The sequence below is a fragment of the Brevibacillus parabrevis genome (genome assembly GCF_003710905.1).
Classification (GTDB): domain Bacteria; phylum Bacillota; class Bacilli; order Brevibacillales; family Brevibacillaceae; genus Brevibacillus; species Brevibacillus parabrevis.
Map to the genome: position 1 here is coordinate 137,339 of NZ_RHHV01000014.1, position 22,546 is coordinate 159,884.

25 protein-coding genes are annotated in these 22,546 nt (G+C 50.6%); 12 read left to right on the forward strand and 13 right to left on the reverse strand.

Annotated elements, in window-relative coordinates; all coding sequences use genetic code 11:
- Positions 1 to 96: 96 nt before the first annotated feature.
- On the reverse strand, positions 97 to 1,617 hold the full coding sequence (locus tag EDM60_RS21145) for a carboxypeptidase M32 (protein ID WP_122965741.1): 1,521 nt from the start codon (positions 1,615 to 1,617) through the stop codon (positions 97 to 99).
- A 191-nt stretch (positions 1,618 to 1,808) separates the two neighbouring features.
- On the opposite strand from EDM60_RS21145, the gene EDM60_RS21150 reads away from it, so the two are divergent.
- The gene (locus EDM60_RS21150) at positions 1,809 to 3,407 is read left to right on the forward strand and encodes a peptide chain release factor 3 (RefSeq protein WP_122965742.1); all 1,599 of its coding nucleotides are present in this window, start codon (positions 1,809 to 1,811) and stop codon (positions 3,405 to 3,407) included.
- A 126-nt stretch (positions 3,408 to 3,533) separates the two neighbouring features.
- Here EDM60_RS21150 and EDM60_RS21155 read toward each other — a convergent pair whose 3' ends face one another.
- Complete coding sequence (locus tag EDM60_RS21155) at positions 3,534 to 4,052, reverse strand: GNAT family N-acetyltransferase (RefSeq protein WP_122965743.1); 519 nt, start codon at positions 4,050 to 4,052, stop codon at positions 3,534 to 3,536.
- 159 nt (positions 4,053 to 4,211) lie between these two features.
- Here EDM60_RS21155 and EDM60_RS21160 point away from each other — a divergent pair, with 159 nt between their 5' ends.
- Both EDM60_RS21160 and EDM60_RS21165 read left to right on the forward strand, forming a co-directional pair.
- Positions 4,212 to 5,369 carry an MFS transporter gene (locus tag EDM60_RS21160; protein ID WP_122965744.1) on the forward strand — a complete coding sequence of 386 codons (1,158 nt, stop codon included), beginning with the start codon at positions 4,212 to 4,214 and terminating at the stop codon, positions 5,367 to 5,369.
- A gap of 216 nt (positions 5,370 to 5,585) precedes the next feature.
- Complete coding sequence (locus EDM60_RS21165) at positions 5,586 to 6,119, forward strand: GNAT family N-acetyltransferase (RefSeq protein ID WP_122965745.1); 534 nt, start codon at positions 5,586 to 5,588, stop codon at positions 6,117 to 6,119.
- 199 nt (positions 6,120 to 6,318) lie between these two features.
- Here the strand turns inward: EDM60_RS21165 and EDM60_RS21170 are convergent, their stop codons facing one another.
- From EDM60_RS21170 to EDM60_RS21175, 3 genes are all read right to left on the reverse strand, one after another.
- Entirely contained in the window at positions 6,319 to 6,492 is a 174-nt protein-coding gene (locus tag EDM60_RS21170; protein ID WP_217365719.1) for an aspartyl-phosphate phosphatase Spo0E family protein, read from the reverse strand.
- Positions 6,493 to 6,777: 285 nt separating this feature from the next.
- Positions 6,778 to 6,906, reverse strand: coding sequence for a hypothetical protein (locus EDM60_RS29495; protein WP_255679242.1), 129 nt, complete (start codon positions 6,904 to 6,906; stop codon positions 6,778 to 6,780).
- Between the two features lie 15 nt (positions 6,907 to 6,921).
- Complete coding sequence (locus tag EDM60_RS21175) at positions 6,922 to 8,214, reverse strand: helix-turn-helix domain-containing protein (RefSeq protein ID WP_122965892.1); 1,293 nt, start codon at positions 8,212 to 8,214, stop codon at positions 6,922 to 6,924.
- Positions 8,215 to 8,555: 341 nt separating this feature from the next.
- Here EDM60_RS21175 and EDM60_RS21180 point away from each other — a divergent pair, with 341 nt between their 5' ends.
- The 4 genes from EDM60_RS21180 (at position 8,556) to EDM60_RS21190 (ending at position 12,507) form a co-directional block, all read left to right on the forward strand.
- Positions 8,556 to 9,143, forward strand: a complete 588-nt coding sequence (locus tag EDM60_RS21180) for a GNAT family N-acetyltransferase (RefSeq protein ID WP_122965747.1) — start codon at positions 8,556 to 8,558, stop codon at positions 9,141 to 9,143.
- Between the two features lie 440 nt (positions 9,144 to 9,583).
- Positions 9,584 to 10,234, forward strand: coding sequence for a hypothetical protein (locus tag EDM60_RS21185; RefSeq protein WP_122965748.1), 651 nt, complete (start codon positions 9,584 to 9,586; stop codon positions 10,232 to 10,234).
- Positions 10,235 to 10,241: 7 nt separating this feature from the next.
- The gene (locus EDM60_RS28795; RefSeq protein ID WP_167470358.1) at positions 10,242 to 10,418 is read left to right on the forward strand and encodes a hypothetical protein; all 177 of its coding nucleotides are present in this window, start codon (positions 10,242 to 10,244) and stop codon (positions 10,416 to 10,418) included.
- A 166-nt stretch (positions 10,419 to 10,584) separates the two neighbouring features.
- Complete coding sequence (locus tag EDM60_RS21190) at positions 10,585 to 12,507, forward strand: AraC family transcriptional regulator (protein WP_122965749.1); 1,923 nt, start codon at positions 10,585 to 10,587, stop codon at positions 12,505 to 12,507.
- Positions 12,508 to 12,872: 365 nt separating this feature from the next.
- Here the strand turns inward: EDM60_RS21190 and EDM60_RS21195 are convergent, their stop codons facing one another.
- Positions 12,873 to 13,658: a DUF817 domain-containing protein gene (locus tag EDM60_RS21195; protein ID WP_122965750.1), complete on the reverse strand. Its 786-nt coding sequence runs from the start codon at positions 13,656 to 13,658 to the stop codon at positions 12,873 to 12,875.
- 497 nt (positions 13,659 to 14,155) lie between these two features.
- On the opposite strand from EDM60_RS21195, the gene EDM60_RS21200 reads away from it, so the two are divergent.
- On the forward strand, positions 14,156 to 14,899 hold the full coding sequence (locus EDM60_RS21200) for a bleomycin resistance protein (RefSeq protein ID WP_122965751.1): 744 nt from the start codon (positions 14,156 to 14,158) through the stop codon (positions 14,897 to 14,899).
- Between the two features lie 143 nt (positions 14,900 to 15,042).
- Here the strand turns inward: EDM60_RS21200 and EDM60_RS21205 are convergent, their stop codons facing one another.
- Positions 15,043 to 15,456: a DUF4288 domain-containing protein gene (locus tag EDM60_RS21205; RefSeq protein ID WP_122965752.1), complete on the reverse strand. Its 414-nt coding sequence runs from the start codon at positions 15,454 to 15,456 to the stop codon at positions 15,043 to 15,045.
- A 144-nt stretch (positions 15,457 to 15,600) separates the two neighbouring features.
- The gene (locus EDM60_RS21210) at positions 15,601 to 16,428 is read right to left on the reverse strand and encodes a sulfurtransferase (RefSeq protein ID WP_122965753.1); all 828 of its coding nucleotides are present in this window, start codon (positions 16,426 to 16,428) and stop codon (positions 15,601 to 15,603) included.
- Positions 16,429 to 16,524: 96 nt separating this feature from the next.
- On the opposite strand from EDM60_RS21210, the gene EDM60_RS21215 reads away from it, so the two are divergent.
- Positions 16,525 to 17,133 (forward strand): DUF502 domain-containing protein, encoded by a 609-nt coding sequence (locus EDM60_RS21215; protein WP_122965754.1) that lies wholly within the window; start codon positions 16,525 to 16,527, stop codon positions 17,131 to 17,133.
- Between the two features lie 124 nt (positions 17,134 to 17,257).
- Here the strand turns inward: EDM60_RS21215 and EDM60_RS21220 are convergent, their stop codons facing one another.
- Together EDM60_RS21220 and EDM60_RS21225 are read right to left on the reverse strand one after the other, a co-directional pair.
- Positions 17,258 to 17,506, reverse strand: coding sequence for an OadG family protein (locus EDM60_RS21220; RefSeq protein WP_122965755.1), 249 nt, complete (start codon positions 17,504 to 17,506; stop codon positions 17,258 to 17,260).
- A gap of 164 nt (positions 17,507 to 17,670) precedes the next feature.
- Positions 17,671 to 18,114: a DUF2621 domain-containing protein gene (locus EDM60_RS21225; protein ID WP_122965756.1), complete on the reverse strand. Its 444-nt coding sequence runs from the start codon at positions 18,112 to 18,114 to the stop codon at positions 17,671 to 17,673.
- A 174-nt stretch (positions 18,115 to 18,288) separates the two neighbouring features.
- On the opposite strand from EDM60_RS21225, the gene EDM60_RS21230 reads away from it, so the two are divergent.
- The 3 genes from EDM60_RS21230 to EDM60_RS21240 all read left to right on the forward strand — a co-directional run bounded on the left by EDM60_RS21230 (position 18,289) and on the right by EDM60_RS21240 (position 20,297).
- Positions 18,289 to 18,663 carry an ATPase gene (locus EDM60_RS21230; protein WP_122965757.1) on the forward strand — a complete coding sequence of 125 codons (375 nt, stop codon included), beginning with the start codon at positions 18,289 to 18,291 and terminating at the stop codon, positions 18,661 to 18,663.
- A 98-nt stretch (positions 18,664 to 18,761) separates the two neighbouring features.
- A complete protein-coding gene (locus tag EDM60_RS21235; protein WP_122965758.1) occupies positions 18,762 to 19,724 on the forward strand; it encodes a tetratricopeptide repeat protein in 963 nt (320 codons plus the stop codon).
- Positions 19,725 to 19,907: 183 nt separating this feature from the next.
- A complete protein-coding gene (locus tag EDM60_RS21240) occupies positions 19,908 to 20,297 on the forward strand; it encodes a VOC family protein (protein WP_122965759.1) in 390 nt (129 codons plus the stop codon).
- A gap of 27 nt (positions 20,298 to 20,324) precedes the next feature.
- On the opposite strand, the gene EDM60_RS21245 is transcribed toward EDM60_RS21240, so the two are convergent.
- The 3 genes from EDM60_RS21245 to EDM60_RS21255 all read right to left on the reverse strand — a co-directional run bounded on the left by EDM60_RS21245 (position 20,325) and on the right by EDM60_RS21255 (position 22,545).
- Positions 20,325 to 20,822, reverse strand: coding sequence for an 8-oxo-dGTP diphosphatase (locus EDM60_RS21245; protein ID WP_122965760.1), 498 nt, complete (start codon positions 20,820 to 20,822; stop codon positions 20,325 to 20,327).
- Positions 20,823 to 20,954: 132 nt separating this feature from the next.
- The gene (locus EDM60_RS21250; RefSeq protein ID WP_122965761.1) at positions 20,955 to 21,761 is read right to left on the reverse strand and encodes an ABC transporter permease; all 807 of its coding nucleotides are present in this window, start codon (positions 21,759 to 21,761) and stop codon (positions 20,955 to 20,957) included.
- Positions 21,742 to 22,545, reverse strand: a complete 804-nt coding sequence (locus EDM60_RS21255; protein ID WP_122965762.1) for an ABC transporter ATP-binding protein — start codon at positions 22,543 to 22,545, stop codon at positions 21,742 to 21,744. Before EDM60_RS21255 ends, EDM60_RS21250 begins: the two co-directional genes overlap by 20 nt.
- Position 22,546: the final 1 nt, after the last annotated feature.

Consider the following 22,546-nt stretch of genomic DNA (forward strand, 5'->3'; position numbering starts at 1 on the left):
CGTGGATAGAAGGTGAACAAAAAGGAAGCGATTTCAAGCGATCCGTGAAAAAAGCGCTCCCGGATTGGGAACGCTGTGGGTACAACCATCTACACATTACAGCTTGTAGATGTCGGTATATTTTTTCTCCAAGTATTCCATCAGGTAGGTCGCGTTGGTGCCTTCGCCCGTGATCGCTTGCACGAGTTCACGCGGGCTTTTCATTTTTCCGTGCTGGTGAATTTTTTCTTTCAACCAAGCGCGGATCGGAGCGAAGTCGCCGTTTGCCAGCAAGTCTTCGAAGCCGCTGATTTCCTGCTTCATGACGTGGGCGAATTGGGCCGCGTACACGTTGCCGAGCGAGTAAGTCGGGAAGTAGCCGAAGCTGCCGCCGGACCAGTGCACGTCCTGGAGAACGCCGAGTGTGTCGGTAGGCGGTTCCACGCCCAAGTATTCCTGCATTTTTTCGTTCCAGATTTTCGGCAGATCGGCAACCTGGATCGTTTGGTTGATCAAGCCTTTTTCGATCTCATAGCGAATCATGACGTGCAGGTTATATGTCAGCTCGTCAGCCTCTGTACGGATGAAGGACGGAGTGACAGAGTTGATCGCCCGGTACAAGTCTTCCACGGATACGCCTTCGAATTGGGCCGGGAATGCTTTTTGCAAATCAGCGAAAAAGTGGTTCCAGAACGGCAGGCTGCGTCCGATCATGTTTTCCCAGAAGCGGGACTGGGACTCGTGAATGCCCATCGAAGTACCGTCGCAGAGCGGCGTGAACAAAAGCTCAGGATTGATGTTTTGTTCGTACATGGCATGCCCCGCTTCGTGGATGCAGCTGAACAGCGCCGAGTTGAAGTCGTTTTCGTCGTAGCGAGTCGTAATGCGCACGTCGCCCGGATTGAAGGTGGTGCAGAACGGATGGGCGCTCTTGTCCATGCGGCCCGCCTTGAAGTCGTAGCCGATTTTTTCCAAAATGAAGCGGCTGAACGCCTCCTGCTCGGCAATCGGGAAGTTTTTGTTCAAGAAAGCGGTGTCCGGCTTGTTCGGCGATTCCGCGATTGCTTTGACCAGCTTGACGGTTTTCTCGCGCAGGGTAGCGAAGATCGGATCGAGCTGATCGACTGTCATGCCCGGCTCGTACAGGTCGAGCAAGGTGTTGTACTTGTTTTTGCCGTCGTGTCCCCAATATTCGATAAACTCCAGCTGGAAGTTCACGATTTTTTCCAGGTACGGCTGGAACATCGAGAAGTCGTTGTTGGCGCGGGCTTCTTCCCATACCGTTTCCGCCTGGGAGGTCAAAACGACAAATTCCTGGTATTTTTCAGCCGGAATCTGCTTGTTGCGGTCAAATTCTTTTTTGCATTCGAGCACGCTGTGACGCGTGATCTCATCGAGCGCTTCCAGTGCGGACGGTTCGCCGAGCTCGGTTAAAAACGCTTCCATTTCTTTGGATGTCGCCAGCTTGAACTGTTCGCCAGCGAGCACGCCGATAATCTCGGAGCGGGCATCCATCCCTTTGCGTGGCGCTTGCGTTGCTTTGTCCCATTGCAGAACTGCGAGTGCCTGGTTGTAGCTGGTCATTTTTTTCACATAGGCGCGAAAATCAGCCGCGCGTGTTTCCAGATTGGTCGTCATGGAGTCCCTCCTGTGTAAGTATGAAAACGTTAATTGGTCAAGTATGTACATCATGCAGTCAAAAAATTTTTACTACTAAATATTATAACGGTTTGAAGAAAAATTACTAGGTGGATGCAGCACGCATTTGTCGGTATAATCGTATAGGAAAACAATCTGGCTACTTATTCGCGATGACAGGAGAATGATTGATGAGTCAAACCAATCCCCAATGGGAAAATGAGATAGCAAAACGACGCACCTTTGCCATCATCTCCCACCCGGATGCGGGTAAAACGACGATGACGGAAAAGCTGCTTTACTACGGCGGAGCCATTCGCGAAGCAGGGGTGGTCAAAGGCCGGAAAAACTCCAAGCACGCTACCTCCGACTGGATGGAGATCGAGAAAAAGCGCGGAATCTCCGTTACGTCCAGTGCGATGGACTTCGAATACAACGGGCACCACATCAATATTTTGGACACTCCTGGTCACCAGGACTTCAGTGAAGACACGTACCGCACCCTGACTGCTGCCGACGCTGCTGTCATGATCATCGACGTGGCAAAAGGGGTGGAGGCGCAGACGATCAAGCTGTTCAAGGTCTGTCGGATGCGCGGCATTCCGATTTTTACATTCGTCAACAAGCTGGACCGTCACGGGAAAGACCCGTTTGAGCTGTTGGAAGAAATCGAGCGCGTACTGGGCATCCGTTCGTACCCGATGAACTGGCCGATCGGCATGGGAAGCTACTTCAGCGGAGTGTACGACCGCATGAAATCCCGCGTCGAGCTGTATCAGACCAACACCCAACATGAAGATATCTCGTTTTTCCCGGTAGAGGGAGCCGAAGACCCGCTGATCGGCGACCGCGTCGGTCAGGAGCTGTGGCAGCAACTGCAAGACGAAATTTCTCTGCTCGACGTAGCAGGGGATGAGTTCGATCCGGAACTGATTGCCCAAGGACAGCTGACACCTGTGTTCTTCGGAAGCGCGATCAACAACTTCGGCGTGCAGACTTTCCTGGACAACTTCCTGCAAATGGCGCCAGCGCCTTCCGCGAAAAAGAGCAATGCCGGCATGATCGATCCGTACACCAATCCGTTCTCCGGCTTTATTTTCAAAATCCAGGCCAACATGAACCCGGCTCACCGCGACCGTATCGCTTTCTTGCGCATTTGCTCCGGAAAGTTCGAGCGCGGCATGGCCGTGAAGCACGTGCGTCTGGGCAAAGACATCAAGCTGGCACAGCCTGTGCAGTTCATGGCGCAAGACCGCGAGATCGTCGAGGAGTCGTTCGCAGGCGATGTCATCGGCTTGTTCGATCCGGGCATTTTCCAGATCGGAGACACGCTCTGTGTCGGCCAGTCGTTCGAGTACGAGGAAATGCCGCACTTCTCGCCTGAGTTTTTCTCCAAAGTCATGGTGAAAGACGCGATGAAGCACAAGCAGTTCCAAAAAGGCATCATGCAGCTGACAGAGGAAGGGACGGTACAATTGTTCCGCACCTATCCAATGGAAGAACTGATTCTCGGCGTAGTCGGCGTCTTGCAGTTTGAGGTGCTGGAATACCGACTCAAAGCGGAGTATGGCGTCGATATTATGCTGACGAGAATGCCGTATCAGATTGCCCGCTGGCTGGAAGGCGACAAAGCGGCGCTCGATGCCGTGAAGAACAAAACCGTGACAGACCGCTACGGACGTCCGGTCATGCTGTTCGAAAGCGAGTACCAGCTTCGGGTAGCGATGGATAAGCATTCGTCCATCAAATTCCATGAAAGCTCGCTCGGGTTGAAAGCTGTTCAATCGTAAGTGGCAGGAGAGTAGAACAGGACTTCGCAGGAATTGCGGGGTCCTGTTTTTCGTGTTCCAGCGCGCTTGACTGAAAGATTTGCTCGCTTAAAGACGGGTTTGCTAGAGACTTGCTGCCCTAAAGTCTTAGGAGGGGAAATCAATGGAGAAGAACTTCAGCTCTTCCTGATCGGGCTGCTTGCGAACGTAGCCTTCCCAGCGCAAGCCCAGCTTCTCCAGCAATTTGCCGGATGCATCATTCGCCTTGTCCGTGATCGCGACGATCCGTTTCAGCCCGAACGCCTCGCGCCCGTAGTCCAAAACAGCGTAGGCCGCTTCGAAGGCGTACCCTTTTCCCCAATAGGGAGGACAGAGAGCATAGCCGATATCGACATCCTCCAGAAAATCTCTTTTTATGAGGCCACACAAGCCTACCGGAGTGCCTGTTGCTTTTTCTGCGACGACAAACAAGCCAAAGCCGTAGCTTTCGTAGCTTGCCTGCAAGCTGTTGACGATGTACTGCTGCGCATCTGCCAACGTGCGGACGCCGCGATCACCGATGTACTGCAACCAGGATGGCTCGTTCAAAAGCCCGAAAATAAAGGCCGCATCGTCTTCCGCGTGCGCGCGCCGCAGAACAAGACGCTCTGTTTGCAAAACGATCATAGCTTGACTCACCAGCCTTTTCATTTTTTTCCATCATACAGGATGCAAGCGAGAAAAGCTGCTTGTTTTTGGCAATTCAGAAAGCTTTTCCTATCCTACTTGGACGACTCCCCTCATATACTGGGACAAAGACTGGCGGGATGAGAGGATGGGAATGCTTTGAGGGTTCTGCTGTTGGTCGTGTTGTTTCTCGTTGCCTTTGACATGCACGCGCAAACGCCGCTGCTGGCGCCGTACTTGAATATATTGGGCGTATCCGCCGCGATGATCGGCTTCGTGCTGGGCGGTTATGCCATCAGCAATCTGAGCGGCAATCTCATCGCAGGCCCTTTTCTCGACCGTTTTCCGAAGAAATGGTTTATTGCCGGAGGCCTGATCCTGGCAGGGGTAATGCTGATTGGACAAGGACTCGTGACGCATGCCGGGGCATTTTTTTCGTTTCGCCTGATGCTTGGCTTCGTCATGGCGTTCGTCTCGCCCGCCTGTTCCGCCATGCTGGGGGAGACAGGCAAAACCGCGCTGGAACAGGGCGAAATCATGGGCAAAAAAGGACTTGTGCTCACGACAGCCGGGATCGTCTCGCCAGCGGTCGGGAGCTTTTTTGCGGTACAATTCGGCTACGGCCAGTCGTTCGTCATTTTGGGTTACATCATGATCGTGGCAGGCGTTTTTTCCTGGCTCGTCCTTCCTTCCAGAGTAGTGGACAGCGGCAGCGACCAGGTGGCGCCCTCCAAGCCGAACATATCAGGCAAACAGAGCCTGCTCGCGATCATGGAAAATCGGATGCTGTATCCGGCTTTTCTCGGCGGGTTTGCCATCATCTACGCGCAAGGGACGATCATTTACGAAGTGCCGCTGCTCGTGCAAAAGCAAGGGATGTCGCCAGCCGTTACGGGAATTTTGTTCAGCCTGAAAGGATTGGGAGCGCTCGCGATCCTCAGCCAGTTTTGGCTGCACAAGGTAGCGATCGAAACGCGGTCATTTGCGGGGCTTGGCATCCTCAGTCTCTTGATGTACATGCTGGCGATGGGTCTGGCGATTCCGATTCAGGTGATGATGTTCTGCCTCGGCGCATGCTTCGGAATGCTGTTCCCGGCTTTTGCCACGACCTTGACGATCCACACTCCGCGCGAAATGTACGGCAGCGTGTTCAGCATTTACTCTGCCGTGTTGTCGGTCGGGGCTGTCCTCAGTCCCGTGGTGGCAGGTCTTTTGGGCAACTGGCATCACTCGTACTTCATCGCCTTTTTTGTCACGGCGGGGGTGTGTCTGATCAGCGGGTTGCATCGGCTGTTGTTGAGCGGGGTGACAAGGTAGGGAGCGGAGAGTTTTCCTGGAGGGGGGGCAGGGAGACTCTTTTTTTTGTGCAGGGGGAAAAGGGGAATCGGGAGAAGGGTGTTCACGTTTTCAGTCGGTCCGATTTTGAAAATTAAGACTCCGTTAATCGACTATTTTCCATGGCGTGCTATGATGATGAGCGGACGATCATTTTTATGATAAGCGCCAAAAGTGAAAAAAGGAGCTAAACACCAGATGAAAGACAAACGAATCACGACGGAAAGACTTGTTTTAACACCGTTTACGAAAAGCAGCGCGGAGTCGATCTTGCGGGGAAACTTTGATGAGCTTTTAGTGGACGGCTATCGCCTGGGCGACGGCTGGCCGGATGAGGATGCCATCGAAACGTTGCCAAAGATCATTAAAAATCTGGAGCTTGTCGGGGAACCAACAGGGTTCGAATCCTGGATGATCGTGAAAAAAGACGGAAACACGATTATTGGAGATGCGGGTTTTAAAGGAAGACCGAATGAGCTGGGAGAAGTCGATATCGGCTATGGCATTATTAGGCAGGAGCGGAAGCAAGGCTTTGGAGTGGAGGCAGCGAAAGGGTTGGTAAAGTGGGCATTTTCACAAGCAGAGGTGAAAGCGATCACAGCCAGATGCCTTATACATAATGCTGACTCTGCGAGGATTTTGGAAAAATTGAATTTTCAAGAGACAGCTAGAGACGGAGAAATGATTTACTGGTCGTTGATGAGGGAGAATGTGGAGGGTGTTTCGGAGTAGGAAACGTCTTTCTGTAACCCTATAATTCATGATGCGTTTTGCGCTTCATCATAAAGCCAGTCTCAACAGGGAATGAATATTCAGAAAAAAATCTTCATACGTAACACCTTGGTACTGCAATATGTACATCTGATGAGGGCTGGCTCTATGAATATATACGCTGAGTTCGTTCATTACTCCACATAATCGTGTTCCCGATTCAGAACTCGCCATTTTTTTCTTCTCCGTGTTTAAGTTGATATTGAACGATATAAATGTCGAGTTTTTGGCTTAGCTCAACCACGGAAGCATCGGATAAACCTTTTTCTTTTACTATCTGGCATAATTGTTGTCGCAATTGTTCTATAATCAGTTCAAGTTTTTCCTTTTCCAAAACGATACCCTTCCTAGCAAAATATTGGGTTTTTATTCTAATTGGTTGAAAACCTTTGCAAGAAATGTCATAGCAAAGAAACCGTTGTCCAGTTAGCTAGTCTTTTGCACGCTCACTCCTTTGGCATATTTGCAATCTGAATGTCCTTATTGTAAAGGCTGTCGCATGCATGTTAATAAAAATAAAAGCCTTGAGAAGTTCTACATATTTCGACTTGAATTTACATGAAAAGCAAAAAGAACGCTCATTGAGCGTTCTTAGTTGAAGCGATTTTTTACTTCTAGATTAATAGCCAGGGTCAACTACTCGTTGAACTACCGTGTTTGACGGGGAGTTCACTTGGTCACCAGGCAGATAGTGGGCAGAAACAAACAGAGTTAAAGATAAGAATATCATAGCAATTGCTTTTTTCATGTTACTAGCCTCCTTTTATTTACGGTTTTTACCAATATAATTATTATATACTTGGTGAATCATATCTACAAAATGTAAATCCATAGACTTGGAATTGTTGGAGAAATAGGAAAAAATATCTGCCATACATTTGACAATTTCTTCTTCGGCATTAACTGTTCCATATGCTTGCAAACTGGTAACGTAGCTGTTCATCCCGGCGTCAAGCTGCCCCATTCTCACCATGTAATTCCCTTTGTGTTGATGATAGATTCCAATCGAGACATGTTTATAGGGTGTTTGCGGAGAATCAGGCAAAAACTCTTCCTCCCGTGCGAGCAGTTCTGCTATGGAGTCCATGTCTTCTGTTTGAAAATAAACATCAAGCAGTTCGGTTACAACGTGAATCTTTATATCCTTGCTAACCTCATCCAAGCAACGTCGAAGTAGCGGAATGGCTGTATCGTATTTTTTTAGTCTTGCTTTAACAATACCACGGGTCGTCTTGGTTGCGTCTGTAACAAAATCATATCGAAACTTTTCAAAGACATCTAAATGCTTTTCTACTGCGTCAAAATTGTCCAAGAAATAGTATGAGTTGATCATTGCCAAATAGGCCCTGGCTTTTAGTTCTGTTTCAGTCGTCTCCAAAGCCAGACCTGCTTCGCAAAGTTCAATACACTGCTTGTACTTCTTGATGGCAAAAGCTTGAAGCCCCATTCTGAAATAATAGATGATTTTTTCTTCTTGAGACAGGAAGTCCACGTAATACAGAATTTCCTCGCCAGCTTTGAATGAATCCTCCATTTGTTTTAAATCAAGTCGCTCGATCAAATATATTTGCAGCAGGCTTTTTGCAACGTATGGAGGCACGCCACGCTCTCTTGCGTATTGAGCGATGATCTTGTATAGCAACAATTGAAAAGCTGTTTCTGTCAAGTTTTTCGTCAGAAGATATAGCTGTTCTATTGCGTTATATGTATCTTCTTGGGGAGATTCAAGAAGCTTTACGGCAACTTTTGAGACTAATGGCTCGTTCGCGAATTGTACGGCCTCCAAAAGCAGTTCCTTTAAGGTTTCTACTCGTTTCTCGACGTCAATATAGTGCGCAACAATTTTTTGATAAGGGATTTCCAACACATGTGAAATCGCTTTGATTGTTCTCAACTCTGGTCGTTTGGTATCTCCCAATTCGATTTTGGAAATGACGCCCTTGTGTACCCCCGAGAGGTTTGATAGCTGTGTGATACTGAGACTAGCCTGTTCCCTATGCTTTTTTATGATATCACCGATGGTAGTAAATTGAAGAGTGCCTACACTTTCGTCCATCTCGTTCCACCTTCTAACCTGGTTTCCCTGCATTTTCCTTTTTTATCCTTTTGAATTTTAACACTATGCATTTTCTTTGTAAATTATAGGAATTGGTAACTGTGTGAAAATAGAGTGAGCTTTTGCACGAGATCGAAGTTTGTTCGCGCTGTCAAATTTTGTCCACTTTTTTCCATGATGTGATATGATGATGAGCAGAAAACAGCACGCTCATGCCACTAAAACCTAGTAGCTCTATATAAAATCTTGGTACTAATACATACATCAGATGGAGGCTGGCTCTGTGATCGGTATTGGTTGAGTCTGTTCAGCAAAAAAGCTCTGAAAGGATGAGATTTGGGATGAATATGACAACCCCACTGGTGCTAACTGGTGTCAATGTAACGCTGGCTCCTCTGGAACTGAGGCATGCCGAGGATTTGTATGAGGCGGGTCGGTTCCCGGATATATGGGGGCTGACACAAGGGCGAATCCAGTCACTGGAAGACGCAAAAGAGTATGTCTCGAAAGCTTTGGAACAAAAGAATGCCTTTCCGTTTGTTATCGTCGAACAAAAGACGCAAAAGGCAGTAGGCAGCACCAGATTTTACGATATCTCTATTCCAAACAAAAGCCTGGAGATCGGCTCGACCTGGCTGACTCCTGCGATGTGGAGGACTTCCATCAATACGGAAGCCAAATACTTGCTGTTAAAATATTGCTTTGAAACGGCGGGAGCCATTCGGGTTCAACTGAAAACGGACAGTCGGAATGGCAGGTCCCAAAAAGCAATTGAGCGGCTTGGCGCAGTCAAAGAGGGCGTTTTGCGAAACCATATGATTTTGCCTGACGGGTATGTAAGAGACACGATTTACTACAGCATACTCGACAGGGAGTGGCCAGCCGTCAAGGCGCGGCTTGAGGGATTTTTAAAGTCATACATTGATTAGTACATGCAGTTGCTTTTCGCTTTTCGTGTAACGAACAGACTTGGTTTGTTTAGGAAAAGCGATGTCGGTGAAAGGACAATCGAGCATTCATGCTGGCGACCTGCAATAGGAAAAGCCCAGCGATATAAAGATGTAGAGAGAGTTTTCCTGGTGCAAACGGGGGGACTCTTTTTTGCATGGGATGTGGAATATGGCCTAGCCTGGTAAATGAGTCGGCAACGCCTATTGATGATGTCGAAGTTCCTGACCGGGTGGGTTGCACGAAACAAGTATGAACAACAAACCTTTGCCAAATTCATTTCCAACATTCAGGTGAAGGTAGACTCAGCACGAATGTTCCTTAATAATGGAAATATCAGACAGCCGAGAGTCTGCTTTTAGGCGATGAGCATGTAGCAGCAATGTACTGCAATGGCAAAAAAGTGCGAGGAGGCAAACCTGTGGGCAGATCGTTCGCAAATTTGCATATCAAGTCGGGAAGTTTTGAGAAGACTGTCGAAGCGCTAAAAAAGCTAAGCGAAGAGCGCGCCGAGGTATTAGGTTATTCATCTACGCAAGACGAGGCCGCGGATGTTTCAGAGCGCTCTGTCGGCGAATGGAAAAGTAACCAGCCAGACACGGAGGCGCAAAAGCCCAAAGTTGTCATGCACATAAGCAAAAGCAACGACAACTGGATCAGCGTGCTCCACGATTATTTTGTCTGGGGCACGGTGAAGAAGATCGGCAAAGCGCTGTCCCAGCTGATCGAGGAACCAGTAATGACCGCCGGATACATCAATGAGGAAATATTCGAGTTGTCGTTTTACGAGAACGGAGAGATTCAAGCGGAAAAAATCTTTTGTGAACCGTGGACGCGGGACGAGTACGGGCTGAAAGAAGAGCGTCTTCATGATGACTACATGCGAGAAGCGTTGGGGATGCGTGTGGAGGATTTTGATTCGTTCATCAAGCTGACAAGTCCGGAACAGGCCGCAGACAAGCTGTCGCAACTCACAGGGATACCGATCTGGAGTGATTCGGAGTGGCTGCCGTACGAAGAGAAGCTCAGAGATCAATTTGGGCAATATGAATTTCGGATCGAAAATGCATGAGTGGTATATGGAAAATGAAGAAGTTAAAACAAATGTTGAAAGAAATAGATTTTCTAAGGTAATTTATGAAATCCGCGTAACACCGTTTTTACATTGCAACGTAGGCTATACAGATCAAGCGTTAGATGAAAAAGAGGGGGGGCATTCTCCCCCTTTTTCGTTGCCCAAGCTCTCAATGACCTGAACCATTTTAATTAAAGAAATAGATATATCCCACCTGGAATTTTCCACATGTTGCTCCCCCCAACAAATTCCCTTATAATACCGATGTGTTTTCCCGATAATCATTCTCATAAAAATCAAACAAATCAACGCTGTTCATTTCACGCAAAACAGGCAGGGGTGCTCGGATGAAGGAAGAGGAAAAGAAGAAAATCCATGATTGGTTCGCGCATTGGACGCATGCGGCTGTTCAGGTGATCGACGTTCGGCATTTTGTGTTGCAGGCGCAAGAGTCGTGGAACAGCTACCGGCTTCCGGCCTCCAGTTATTTATACGCTTGCAAAGGACAGGCCACGGTGCGGCTGGATGGACGCGAATATGCGGCGGATCGCTTTTTGTTGCTTCACGGCGGCAAAGGAATGGTGCTCGACGTGAAGCTGACGGATGAGCTGTTCGCCTTTTATTTGATCTTGTACAAAGCCAAAATGATGCTGCCGCGCTCCGCCAACCATGCTCTGTTGAGCGATGGGGGTGGCGAGCCGTTTCATCTGCCGTATGCGCTCGTGCCGCATGAGCCGACCAAACTGTATCATCTCGTCGCGACGATGGCCCGCGAATGGGCAGCACAGGAGCGGCTTCGGGCAAAAGGCACGTTTTTGCAATTCGTCCATGAGGTCATGCAGCAGCTTCTGCAGCACGGGTTTCAACAAGAACAAGAGCCGCTCGCCAAACAGGTCGTTCGCTATTTGGAGGAGCATTATACCGAGAGAATTTCGCTGGAGAGCCTCGCGGAGCATTTTTGTTACAGTGCCAGATATTTGACTCGACTGGTCAAGGAAGAGACGGGCCACAGCCCGATCGACTATGTGATCTCGCTACGGATGGAAAAGGCGAAGGAGCTGCTTTCCCAGACAGATGCGACGATGCAAGAGGTGGCGGCTTCTGTCGGGTACCACGACGTGCTCTATTTCAGTCGGCTGTTCAAAAAACATACGGGCATGACACCTACCAGCTTTTCCGGACATGCCCCAGGTCCAGATCGTCTATATGGAAAGCCCGGATTGTGTATTGTGGACGCGCATAGGGAAAGCTATAGTGTTAACGATAATCGTTATCAGCGAAGCTTTGGGGGGATCATCCACATGAACAAAAAATCGACGCGCCACATGGCAACTCTTTTCATGGTCAGTCTAGCACTGTTCGTGAGCGCGTGCTCCGGTACAGCCAGCCCGACACCACAGAAAGGGAGCGTGCAGGAGCAAACTGGCGCGACACAGCGCGAGTTGACCGATGGCATGGGCAACAAGGTTACGGTGCCGTCACATCCGCAGCGCATTATTGCGACCTACCTGGAAGATCATCTGGTGGCACTCGGAGTCAAGCCGGTTGCCCAATGGTCGGTAGGGAAGGGCGATGTTCAAGGATATTTGCAAAAAGACTTGGCTGGTATTCCGGCAATCCCGCATGATTTGCCGCCAGAAGTGGTCATGAGCTACAACCCGGATCTGATCATCATGGACAATGAAGACCTCGTAGCGGGAGACAAGTACAGCCAGTACGCCAAAATATCGCCGACATATACGATCGGAAAAGAGAAAAACAGCGATTGGCGCAAAGAGCTGCTGGTTGTGGGGGAAGTCCTGAACAAGAGCGAAGAGGCGAAAAAAGTGCTCGCGGACTACGATGCCTACGTTGCGGAATCGAAACAAAAGCTCAAGCAGGCGATCGGCGACAAAACGGCTGCGGCCCTGTGGGTGACAGCCAAAAACATTTATGTAGCGCGCCAAGATTTGTCCAGTGGCGATGTGCTGTATAAAGACCTCGGGTTTACGGTGCCAGCCGTCGTCCAGGAGATTTCCAAATCCGGCGACGCGAACTGGAACGCTCTGTCTCAAGAGAAGCTGGCTCAGATGGATGCGGACTACTTGTTCATCGTGAACAGCAAAGGCGCTTCCAAGGATGAATTTTTGAAGGAGCCGGTTTGGGCGAACATCCCTGCCGTTCAAAAAGGGCAGGTCTACGATTTCTCCACAGAGTCCAGCTGGCTGTACACGGGAGTTATCGCCAATCGGCAAATGATCGAGAACGTGCTGGAAAATGTGGTGAAGTAAGCCAGTTCAAAACCCAAACCTTGTGCACGCGGCAGGCGAGCGGGGGTTTGGGTTTTTTTGTTGTAAGGTGGACGCAGGTCAAAAATGGACGAGGCTTCATCAACTGTCAACTGGGGCGGGGAACGCTCATGGCTTGGAACCTGATCGACGTTTTGCCGCAAGCGGAGCTTTTTGACGGATGGACCGCCGAACAGACAAAGCAGCAGGAAAAGTTTCATGCCTTTCATGACAAAAGACAACGAGGTTGTCGTTGTCTTTTTCTGAGCATACATTTCGCCATTTTCATAAAAGAACAGGTGAGCAGTTGCGGTCGCCCAAATGAACATGGGCTTGTTACTGCCATTTACGCTTATGAGCTTTTCGTTTTAGCGATCGGGCTTCCCGCCACCCAGCCTAGCCTTCACATGCTTCAACTCCGCCACAATGATGAAGCTGACGATCACGAGCAAAAACCACGAGCTGATTTTGCTCAGATGGACCAGCTCCCAGCCGGAGCGCTGGTTCGGGTACGCCCAGGCGCCGAAAAACGTGGCGATGTTTTCTGCGATCCAGATGAAAAAGCCGATCAGAAAGTAGCCGAGCGGGACGGGCATGGAAAAACGCTCATGGGTGACGCGGAAGTAGACCTTCGAGCGCCAGAACACGACGAACATGAGCACCATCAGCACCCAGCGAAGATCCCAGATGTAATGATGGGTGAAAAAATTCAAGTAGATCGCCGCACCGAGCGAAGTGACCAAAAACGGCCGCGGCCAGTTTGTCAGACTGACGTCCAGCCGTCGCCACGCCTGGCACAAATAGCTCGCCACGCTCGCGTACATGAATCCGCTGTAGAGCGGGACGCCAAACACTTTGCTGTACCCTTCTTCCGGATAGCTCCACGAGCCCATGTGCACTTTGTAAATTTCCAGGCACAGTCCGATCAGGTGAAAAACCGTGATGACTTTCAACTCGTCCCGCGACTCCAGTCTGCTTTTGACCATGAACACCTGGAAGGCCAGACAGAGCAGCAAAAGCAGGTCGTATCTGGGCAGGCCAGGGATGGCGACGAACTTGGAGATCGCGAGCGAGGCGAAGATGAACACGGGAAACAGACAAGACATGGCCTCCTGGTATCCGAAGTGGAGCAGGAGGCGGATAAATCGGATCATGATGTGACTCCTTCGGCAGTTGTAGCGTCTTTGGCGACAGGCAGATCGTTGGAACGCCCGTCGCTCCAGCTTCTTATTCTCCCATGAAACCAAATGCTTGAATAGTACCTAAACAAACATGCGGGGATGATCGTGCGGGCGCAATGCGAATTGCGAATGTCAGAGGAACGATAGAAGCGAACCCCACACTCTTTTTGACGCGCGGGCTGGAGGCCAATGTGCGCTTTGTTGATTAATCACAGAACCTCAAGCTTATCCCCTTGTATGATGCGCGGCATCCCTTCGCGAACAAAATGCGATCCCTAACCCGGGAATCAGCACGCGTATAGCCCACCTCCTTTAAACCTTCAATCAATGTTTAAACTTCGCGACGGATGTTGCTTGCAGCACAAGGCTGATTTCCGCAAAACCTTACCATTTGCATAAATATAGTACGATTAAGGAGGTCGATTGATTTCACTTAGCACAGTATTTCTTTGGGCGTGGAGGGTGGTAGCGTGTCAGCCAATCGGGAGAGCGTAACAATTCCTATTTTCCCTTGCAGATCGATAGACGAACAGTTGGAGTTTTATCAGGCGCTAGGTTTTGAACTGACTTACAGGCAAGCCAAGCCAAACTTATACGCTTGCGTCCGTCACCGAATTGTGGAATTGCATTTTTTTGTCTGGAAGCAATTGGACCCATCCAACTCGTACAGCATGTGCTATGTACACGTCCGCGATGTGGATGCCGTGCACAAAGAGTTTTGTGAAAACTTGAAAAATGCGTATGGCAAGGTTCCTTCCAGAGGTTTTCCGAGAATTACCAAACCGAATAATCTCGTGGAAGACCGCCGATTTAACCTCATCGACCCTGCCGGAAACCGCTTGTTAATCGGTCAGAAGCATGCATCTGCCGCGCCAGTCCAAACTGAGCAAACCGTGATGGCGCAGCCGTCCAGGTTTGCCAATGCGTTCGAAACGGCATATCGATTGGCGTATGCCAAAGACGAACCCGCAGAGGCGGCCAAGGTACTGGATCTTGTATTTTCAAAAGCAGAAGAAGCTTCGGCAAGCCTGCGCTACAAAGCTTATGTGCTGCGAGCCGATATCGCGGCCTCAATGGACGAGATAAATCACGCGCTGGTTTTGATGCAGGAGGCAGAGCAATTATCGCTGTCTGGCCAAGAGCGGGAAGAGGTGGTGGAGGCAACAAAAAGGTTGCTTGAACTGAAAGGGGCTTTCGGGCACGGTCATTCTTGACGGGGATAGGACCAGTGCAATTGTAGCTCCCGCGGACTTCATTTTCCAGAGAAAAAACCAGCGTGCTACGGTCGAACACCGTCTCACGCTGGTTGCTCAGGCAATCCATATTAACAGGAGTTACGGTTACTGCTTTGCATTTTCTACTCAGAATCGCCGTCTTCATCTAAAACTTCTGGGTAATAGCGCTTGATGACATCACTAGCTGAAATCTCTTGACCAACATGGATAAATCTTGAATAAATTTCAGTTCCAATCGTGATTTTATCATCATTTAGCTCAAATGCATGCAGATGTCTTACAAACTGATGCTTAACTGTTTCACCAAAGCTATTCAAAGACTCATGTTCAGCCTTTTTGGCAAACTTTTCCGCAATTTCAATGGCCTTTTCCATATTCGTATCTTTTACGAGAATAATACTTTCTTCAAAAAGTTTCATGTTGTTCTCAGCATTGTCTTCATTTTTTTGCTGATCGGAACCTCCAGAGTGAACCGATTCAAATAAGACTTTGACTGCATACCATTTTGTTTGGGGCAGTTTAGAATTTGTCTCCATAATTTCACCCTTACACCTTTAATTTTTGCTGAATCTCCTGTTTTAGCATCTGCCTCCGAAACGCCAAAAAAGCTGTAACAGGCCGCATACCGCTAACCTGTTACAGCCCTACTATCGCGTCAAACAGTCTTCCTATTAAAACTCTTACTCTTCCCCCGTAGCAACCGGATTCTCGCTGTACGAAACCCAGTCGCTCCAGCTTCCTGCGTACAGCTTGGCATCTGTGCGGCCAGCCTGGTGCAGGGCGAGCAGGTTGGAGCAAGCGGTCACGCCTGAGCCGCAGTAGACGATGATTTCTTGTTCGGCGAAGCCGGCGATGCGGTTGCGAAGCTGCTCGGCTGGCAGCATGGTCATGTCTGCTTGGAGGTTGTCCTTGTAAAAGAAGTGGCGGGCGCCAGGGATATGTCCTGCTTTCGGATCGAGCGGCTCTTGCTCCCCGCGATAGCGTTCGCCTGCGCGGGAGTCGAGCAGCACCGCTTCCGGCTCGCGATTTTTTACGCCTTCGACGCTGACCAGCATGTCCGGGCGCAGTTGCGGGACGAAAGTACGTGCTTGCGGCGTCGGCACTTCCGCTGTCACTTCGTAGCCAGCCTTTTTCCAGGCTGCGTATCCGCCATCGAGCACAGCGACACGATCGTGACCGAGGTAGCGCAATAGCCACCAAAGGCGTCCCGCCATCGCCATTTCTTGGTCGTCGTAAGCAATGACGGTTGTGTGCTCATCGATTCCAGCCTGGGAAAAGAGCGCGGCGAGGGCAGCCGGATCAGGAAGAGGATGACGTCCGCCGTGTTCCTGTTTCGGGCCGGACAAGTCGCGATTCAGATGAAAATAGAGCGCTCCCGGGATGTGGTCTGTTGCGTACTCTTCGGCTCCTTGTTCGGAAGCGGAAAGGGCAAAGCGGCAATCGGCGATAACAATTCGTTCGTCGTTCCTATGATCGCGGAGCCATTGTGGCGTGACAAGTGCTTGCATCGTTCACCCTGCTTTCTGATTTTTCTTCATCATAGCAGATGGCTATCCGATGGGGTACAATATTTCTAAAAAGTGTTGGCAGAGAGGGGCAACGGAATGAAGCGTGTTATCCGCTACTTTTTGGAAGGATTGCTGTACGTCATCCCACTGGCTGTGACGATCTATATTTTGTACTACATTTTTGCGACGGTCGACAGCTGGTTTTACAACCTGGCCCGCAACAATTTCCCTCTGCACTTCCCGGGCATAGGCGTGCTGATCACGATTGTGGGGATTACGGTTGTCGGATTTCTCGCGTCGAATGTGCTGACTCGCGGGGTGCTGTCCATCGTGGACAGACTGTTTGAAAAAGTGCCATTCATCAAGCTGATCTACACCTCGATCAAAGATTTGATCGGCGCCTTTGTCGGGGATAAAAAAAGCTTCGACAAACCTGTCTTGGTCACATTGTCCAAAGACACTGGGGCGAAAGTCATCGGCTTCATCACCAAAGAAAGCATGGATACATACGGGCTTGCCGATCACGTCGCCGTCTACCTTCCGCAGTCGTACAACTTTGCTGGCAATCTGCTGCTTTTTCCAAGCGAGCAAGTACAACCGCTGGACATGGACAGCGCGGACGTCATGGCTTTTCTCGTGTCCGGTGGAGTATCGGGAAAGAAGACGGCTGCCAAGGCGGAAAACGAAGCAGCCGGGCAGGGATAAGGCAGTTTTTCAGCCAAGCATGCGCCGCCTCTATCCAAACAAACATCCGCAGACGCTATGCAGAACGTACAAAGGGCAGCCAGACTTTAGACAAGTCGGGCTGCCCTGATTTTTGGCGAGAGGATCAACTGCTGAAAAAACCGCTGTGGCTGGAGTGTTTGCGACGACGATAGTAGTGATGTCCGTACGACTTGTGACCGAACTTCCACAACGGCCCGCGATGTCGGTAATCGCTGCTGCTGTACTTGCGATAGCCGTGTCCGCCCATTTTCCAGATGAATTTGGCTCCTTTTTTCAGCAGGACGATCACAATAATGATCGCGGCGAGGAACAGCACGAAACCGATCGCCAAAATGGTAAGTATGACTGACATCAACATCGTCTCCTTTTGTCCAACCTGGTTTTCGCGAAAAAGGGTGTGGTGCAAGCTTCACGCGTTTTCGCGGGCCGGTTATCCGTATAAGTTATGTTACGGACGGGAAGACAAGAAGTTTCAAGCGAAGAGAACGAGCCTTCGGGCATGAGCGTGCAAGCTGTTTAGCCCTCCGCGTTCAAATATTTTTCGTACGGCGTGTAGTCAATCTGCTTGGATTGCAAATGGGCGATGAGCCATTTGTGGTCGCGTTTGGGGGTAGCCACGATATAGCCTTTGACGATCAGGTCGGTGGTGATTACAGTCGCCTTCTCTTCAAGGGCGATCTGCCCGATTTTGGCTGCGATCGAACGTCTGGCTACATCACGGAACAACTGCGGAACCGGGTCGACCAGTTCGTTGAGAAGCACCAGGCCGTCTTCCGTCCACATTGCGCGCGTTTTGTCGATGTAATAGTCCTGCCAGTCGAGATCGGACTTGCCGTCCTTTTTGGGCATGGACTTGAGGAACTTGCGAAACATGAAGTAGCCGCCAATCCCCATCAGTCCTACAAGCACAATCGTCCAGCCAACAATGAACAGGGAAAACCCTGTAGACATTTCATTCATTTGCGAACACCTCGTAACCGTAATCCATAAAAAAGCCTGTATAGGTAAAGTGTACCTTATTTTCGTGTACGCAACAAACTTTTTGTGCTTTTGCCCATCGCGAGGGTTTTCTCTTCCCAAGTACACATACAATTTAGTATGATTAGAATTAATCTTTATTGGGAGTGGACGCTCATGTTCAAGCTTGGACAACGCGTCGTCATTGTTGCCGACTCCTTCGAGCAAGGTTTGCCGATTGGCGAATACGGGTATTTGATCGCGCGCGACCGCAACCCGGACAGTGCGTTTGCATGGGTCATTCGCATACCCAAAATAGATAAGCACATTCCTGTGGTGGAAGAGGACATCGCCCTGGAAGAACAATTGCTGGAGGAGGAAGCGCAGCGCGTCTCGCAGGAAGCCTTGCTTGATTACGCTTTGGCTACCCGCAACGAGGCTCTCTTCAGGCAACTGATGGGCATGTCGGATGCAGATGAGGCAAATGACGAACCAGCGAAGGAATCAATGGAGGATTTTATCCGTAAAGTAAACCTGAAAGCCTGGATATAACCAATCGCGGTTTTCCTTTTGGGGAAAATCGTTCTTCTTTGCAAGACAGGGCTTGTCCCTTGATACTATTGTGAAGGAAATGAAAGCGAGGCTGTTTCATGTCTGAATTTGTGACGTTTACCAATGAATTTGGCCATACGATCGAGATGTCCAGAGAGGACTATCAGAAAAAAGTGATTCCGCACAATCTGGATATGTATTGGGACCAAAAGGAAAAGCTTCGTGACTTCGCGATGGAGTTGGTGAAGGAGCAATTTCACGAGCAAGCGGCGATTGCGGCGGACAGGCTGCTCGAATTGTACGGGCCGATCGAGTCCGCGCTCATTTTCCGTGCAGTCGTTCACATGCAGGCGAGAGAATTTGAGAGAGCGAAAACGATTTTGAACGATTGCCTGGAACGATTCCCGGCGTCGGGAACGGCTTGTACCAACCTGGCGAAAATTTACGCGTATGAAGGGGAAGAGGACAAAGCGTTCGAAATCCTGAATACCGGACTGCACAAAGATCCGAACCAGGAAAACGGATTGAACATGTACGTGGAAAGCTTTTTGCAAAATGGCAAGCGCGAGGAGCTGAGAACCCGATTGGAAGCGCTCTCCGTCAAGGAGGGAGCGTGGAGACCGCAGCTGCACTTGGCGCGTCTTGCTCTGACCGAGACCGACCTCCTGAACGCGATGAAGTGGTACACGATTGCCATCGAGGGGGCGAAAGACCGCTTTGAAGTGGTCATGACGGTAACGGGCGAGCTGGGCCAGGCAGGCTATGTCTATCAGCTGATCCAGATTTGCGAAAAGTTTTGGACGCCGCAGTTCCCGTATCCGTATGCGGGCTTCAACTACGCCAACGCTTTGCTGGCTACCGACCAAAAGGAGCGGGCGATTGCGATGCTGCGCAACATGCAGGATCATTTGCCGGACAACTACAAGCCGATGGTCGATCATTTCCTCGCACGGGTGCCTGGCGCGTTGGAAGCAGAAGAAGCAGCGAAGCAAAAAGTGGAAGCAGGCAACCACGCTGGCGATCAGACGGAGAAAAAGAGCTGGTGGAAGTTCTGGAAGTAAGATGAGACGCGTACATAACGCCCGGCATGCGATTGGTCGGGCGTTTTTTCTATGCGTATGCGGATAAAAAGGCTATGCCGGACCGGAAGGCGATTAGAATTGTGCTTAGGCTTGAAGCAAGGAAGAGGCTTTCACGTGTTTTCACGATAAAAGACAGGTAGCTGGGGCAAAGGAGGCTGGGCGATGCTGCATCATGTCGAGTTGTACGTCACAGATTTGAAGCGGTCCGCGGAATTTTGGGGCTGGCTGTTGGAGCAGCAGCTAGGCTATGAACGCTACCAGCAATGGGCGAGCGGGGTCAGTTGGAAGCATGGCAACACGTATCTGGTGTTCGTGCAGGCGGAAGAGCGGTTTCGCGATGTACCGTATCACCGCTGTCGCGTCGGATTGAATCATCTCGCTTTTCACGCGCGCAGCCGGGAGCAGGTGGAGTCGATTCGCGAGGAACTGCGGCGGCGAGGCGTGCCGCTGCTCTACGAGGATCGCCATCCACATGCGGGCGGCCCGGAACATTACGCGCTGTTTTGCGAAGACCCGGATCGGATCAAGGTGGAGATCGTAGCGCCGGAGTAAGTAAACAGGCGGCACGTCCCGGACGGTTTACCCGAGCTGCTTGATTTTCTCGGCAATCGGTTCTTGTTTTTCTTCATCCCAGACGATGGAGATTTCAAATGTTCCCGGCTCGAAAAAGAGCGGGAAACGACGGCGAAACCACGGTTGCATCGGCACCTGGTCAATCTCGTCGAGCGAAATCCAATGCAGCTCTCCCTCGGGAGGATGTGTCAACAGCTCGCCTTCAAAGCGGGTTGCCAAATAGTTGAAAACGATGTAGCGAAAGCCTGTCGCCGGAACGACATACTCATCCACGCCCTTGAAGGCAAGGTCTGTGACGCGAAGCCCTGTTTCTTCATACACTTCGCGAATGGCCGCTTCCGTCAGGCTCTCGGGAAAATCCACCTTGCCCCCGGGGGCGATGTAGCCGGGGAAGCCTTTGGAACTGGGGCGATTGAGCAAAAGTACCCTGTCGCCGTCGCGGATCATGCACATAGTCATCAACTGATAAGTAAGAGCGGGAGCTTGTACATCTGATGTACCCATAAATGATTTTCCTGCTTTCTGGACTTTTTTGACCATAAGTATAGCACAGCTTTTGCACCGCAAAACGTCTGTCAGTCAAAACACAGCGCGACCATCCCCGGACGATGGTCGCGCTGTGTTGCGAAAAGGCATCTATTTAAACTGGCTGGTGAGCCGCCGTTCCAAAAACGCCACGCCTTGGTACATCAAGGTGGCGACGACCGCGATGATGGCGAGACTCATCATGACCAGGGTAAAATTGAACACTTGGAATCCATAGATGATCAGATAGCCCAAGCCTTGTTGGGAAACGAGAAACTCCCCGACGATGACTCCGACCCAGGAGAGGCCGACGTTTACTTTCAGCGTGGCGAGCAAGGTCGGGAAGGTGGCGGGGAGGATGACCAGGCGGAAAATGTGCCGTTTGTTGCCGCCGAGCGTCTGCACGACTTTGACGTAGTTTTGGTTGACTTCGCGAAAGCCGGAGTAGACGTTGATCGTGGTAATGATGATGGAGATCGCGCAGCCCATGGCGATGACGGACATGAGTCCGGGGCCGAAGCCGACGATGAAAACAGGGCCGAGCGCGACTTTTGGCATGCTGTTGGCGATGACCAGGTACGGATCGAGGACGCGGGAGAGAAAGGGCGACCACCAGATGAGCGTTGCGATCACAGCCCCGAGCAACGTTCCGAGCAAAAAGCCGATAATCGTCTCCCAGACGGTCATGCCGACGTGCGGCAGCAGGCTTCCGTCGAGCAGCTGCGACCAGAATTGCGCCCAAATTTTCGACGGGTAGCTGAAAATAAGCGCATTGATCGTGTTGGTGCGCGCAAGCACTTCCCACAGGGCGAGAAACAGCAGAAACAGCATGCATTGGGTGAAAAACACCCAGTAGCGGTTTTTTGCTTCCTGCTTCAAATAGTGGCGATGGATGCTTTCAATTTCCTTTTGCTGCATCAGATACTACCTCCATCTCCTTCCAGACGCGATGGAACAGGTCCTGGAAGCCATCCTGATTTCTGGCGTCGAAGGGCAGGGAGTCGCGGATGGCGGGCGGGATTGCGATTTCGCTGCTGACGCGGCCAGGGTTGCGCGAAAAGATGTAGATGCGGTCTCCCATGGCGATCGACTCCGACAAATCGTGCGTGACCAGGATGGCGGTTTTTTTGTGTCTGCGCAGCGTCGAGAAGATCAAGTCTTCCAGTTTCAGCTTCGTCTGGTAGTCCAGTGCGGAAAAAGGTTCGTCTAAAAGCAGCACGTCAGGCTGGCAAGCCAGGGTGCGAACGAGCGCGACACGCTGCCTCATGCCGCCGGACAGCTGCATGGGCGAAGCTTTGCGCACGTCAGACAGCTCCATTTCATCGAGCAGATGCAAGGCGTATTGCTCTGTCTCCCTGGAGCGGATTCCCTGGATGTCCAGGCCGAGAAAGACGTTGTCTTCGATCGAGCGCCAGTTGAACAAGTAATCTTGCTGAAGCATGTAGCCGACCTGGCGGGAAGTTCCGCGAACGGGTGTCCCATCAATGGACACTTTTCCCGCAGTCGGCAATTCCAGTCCCGCCATGAGCGAGAGCAATGTCGTCTTGCCACAACCACTAGGGCCAACCATACAGATGAACTCGCCTTCCTCCACGCGCAGGTTGATGTCCTGGACCGCCATGAACGCCCTGGTTGTGGATAAATAGAGGTGGGTCACGTGGGAAAGTTCAATCTTGGCTGGCGCAGAAGGAGTCTGGTTCATG

What these genes read in the sequence shown, in the direction of transcription:
- EDM60_RS21145 (WP_122965741.1), bottom strand. Translation starts at nt 1,617, where the DNA reads ATGACGACCAATCTGGAAACACGCGCGGCTGATTTTCGCGCCTATGTG.
- EDM60_RS21150 (WP_122965742.1), top strand. Translation starts at nt 1,809, where the DNA reads ATGAGTCAAACCAATCCCCAATGGGAAAATGAGATAGCAAAACGACGC.
- EDM60_RS21155 (WP_122965743.1), bottom strand. Translation starts at nt 4,052, where the DNA reads ATGATCGTTTTGCAAACAGAGCGTCTTGTTCTGCGGCGCGCGCACGCG.
- EDM60_RS21165 (WP_122965745.1), top strand. Translation starts at nt 5,586, where the DNA reads ATGAAAGACAAACGAATCACGACGGAAAGACTTGTTTTAACACCGTTT.
- EDM60_RS29495 (WP_255679242.1), bottom strand. Translation starts at nt 6,906, where the DNA reads ATGAAAAAAGCAATTGCTATGATATTCTTATCTTTAACTCTGTTTGTT.
- EDM60_RS21175 (WP_122965892.1), bottom strand. Translation starts at nt 8,214, where the DNA reads ATGGACGAAAGTGTAGGCACTCTTCAATTTACTACCATCGGTGATATC.
- EDM60_RS21180 (WP_122965747.1), top strand. Translation starts at nt 8,556, where the DNA reads ATGAATATGACAACCCCACTGGTGCTAACTGGTGTCAATGTAACGCTG.
- EDM60_RS28795 (WP_167470358.1), top strand. Translation starts at nt 10,242, where the DNA reads ATGGAAAATGAAGAAGTTAAAACAAATGTTGAAAGAAATAGATTTTCT.
- EDM60_RS21190 (WP_122965749.1), top strand. Translation starts at nt 10,585, where the DNA reads ATGAAGGAAGAGGAAAAGAAGAAAATCCATGATTGGTTCGCGCATTGG.
- EDM60_RS21195 (WP_122965750.1), bottom strand. Translation starts at nt 13,658, where the DNA reads ATGATCCGATTTATCCGCCTCCTGCTCCACTTCGGATACCAGGAGGCC.
- EDM60_RS21205 (WP_122965752.1), bottom strand. Translation starts at nt 15,456, where the DNA reads ATGGAGACAAATTCTAAACTGCCCCAAACAAAATGGTATGCAGTCAAA.
- EDM60_RS21210 (WP_122965753.1), bottom strand. Translation starts at nt 16,428, where the DNA reads ATGCAAGCACTTGTCACGCCACAATGGCTCCGCGATCATAGGAACGAC.
- EDM60_RS21215 (WP_122965754.1), top strand. Translation starts at nt 16,525, where the DNA reads ATGAAGCGTGTTATCCGCTACTTTTTGGAAGGATTGCTGTACGTCATC.
- EDM60_RS21220 (WP_122965755.1), bottom strand. Translation starts at nt 17,506, where the DNA reads ATGTCAGTCATACTTACCATTTTGGCGATCGGTTTCGTGCTGTTCCTC.
- EDM60_RS21225 (WP_122965756.1), bottom strand. Translation starts at nt 18,114, where the DNA reads ATGAATGAAATGTCTACAGGGTTTTCCCTGTTCATTGTTGGCTGGACG.
- EDM60_RS21230 (WP_122965757.1), top strand. Translation starts at nt 18,289, where the DNA reads ATGTTCAAGCTTGGACAACGCGTCGTCATTGTTGCCGACTCCTTCGAG.
- EDM60_RS21235 (WP_122965758.1), top strand. Translation starts at nt 18,762, where the DNA reads ATGTCTGAATTTGTGACGTTTACCAATGAATTTGGCCATACGATCGAG.
- EDM60_RS21240 (WP_122965759.1), top strand. Translation starts at nt 19,908, where the DNA reads ATGCTGCATCATGTCGAGTTGTACGTCACAGATTTGAAGCGGTCCGCG.
- EDM60_RS21245 (WP_122965760.1), bottom strand. Translation starts at nt 20,822, where the DNA reads ATGGGTACATCAGATGTACAAGCTCCCGCTCTTACTTATCAGTTGATG.
- EDM60_RS21250 (WP_122965761.1), bottom strand. Translation starts at nt 21,761, where the DNA reads ATGCAGCAAAAGGAAATTGAAAGCATCCATCGCCACTATTTGAAGCAG.
- EDM60_RS21255 (WP_122965762.1), bottom strand. Translation starts at nt 22,545, where the DNA reads ATGAACCAGACTCCTTCTGCGCCAGCCAAGATTGAACTTTCCCACGTG.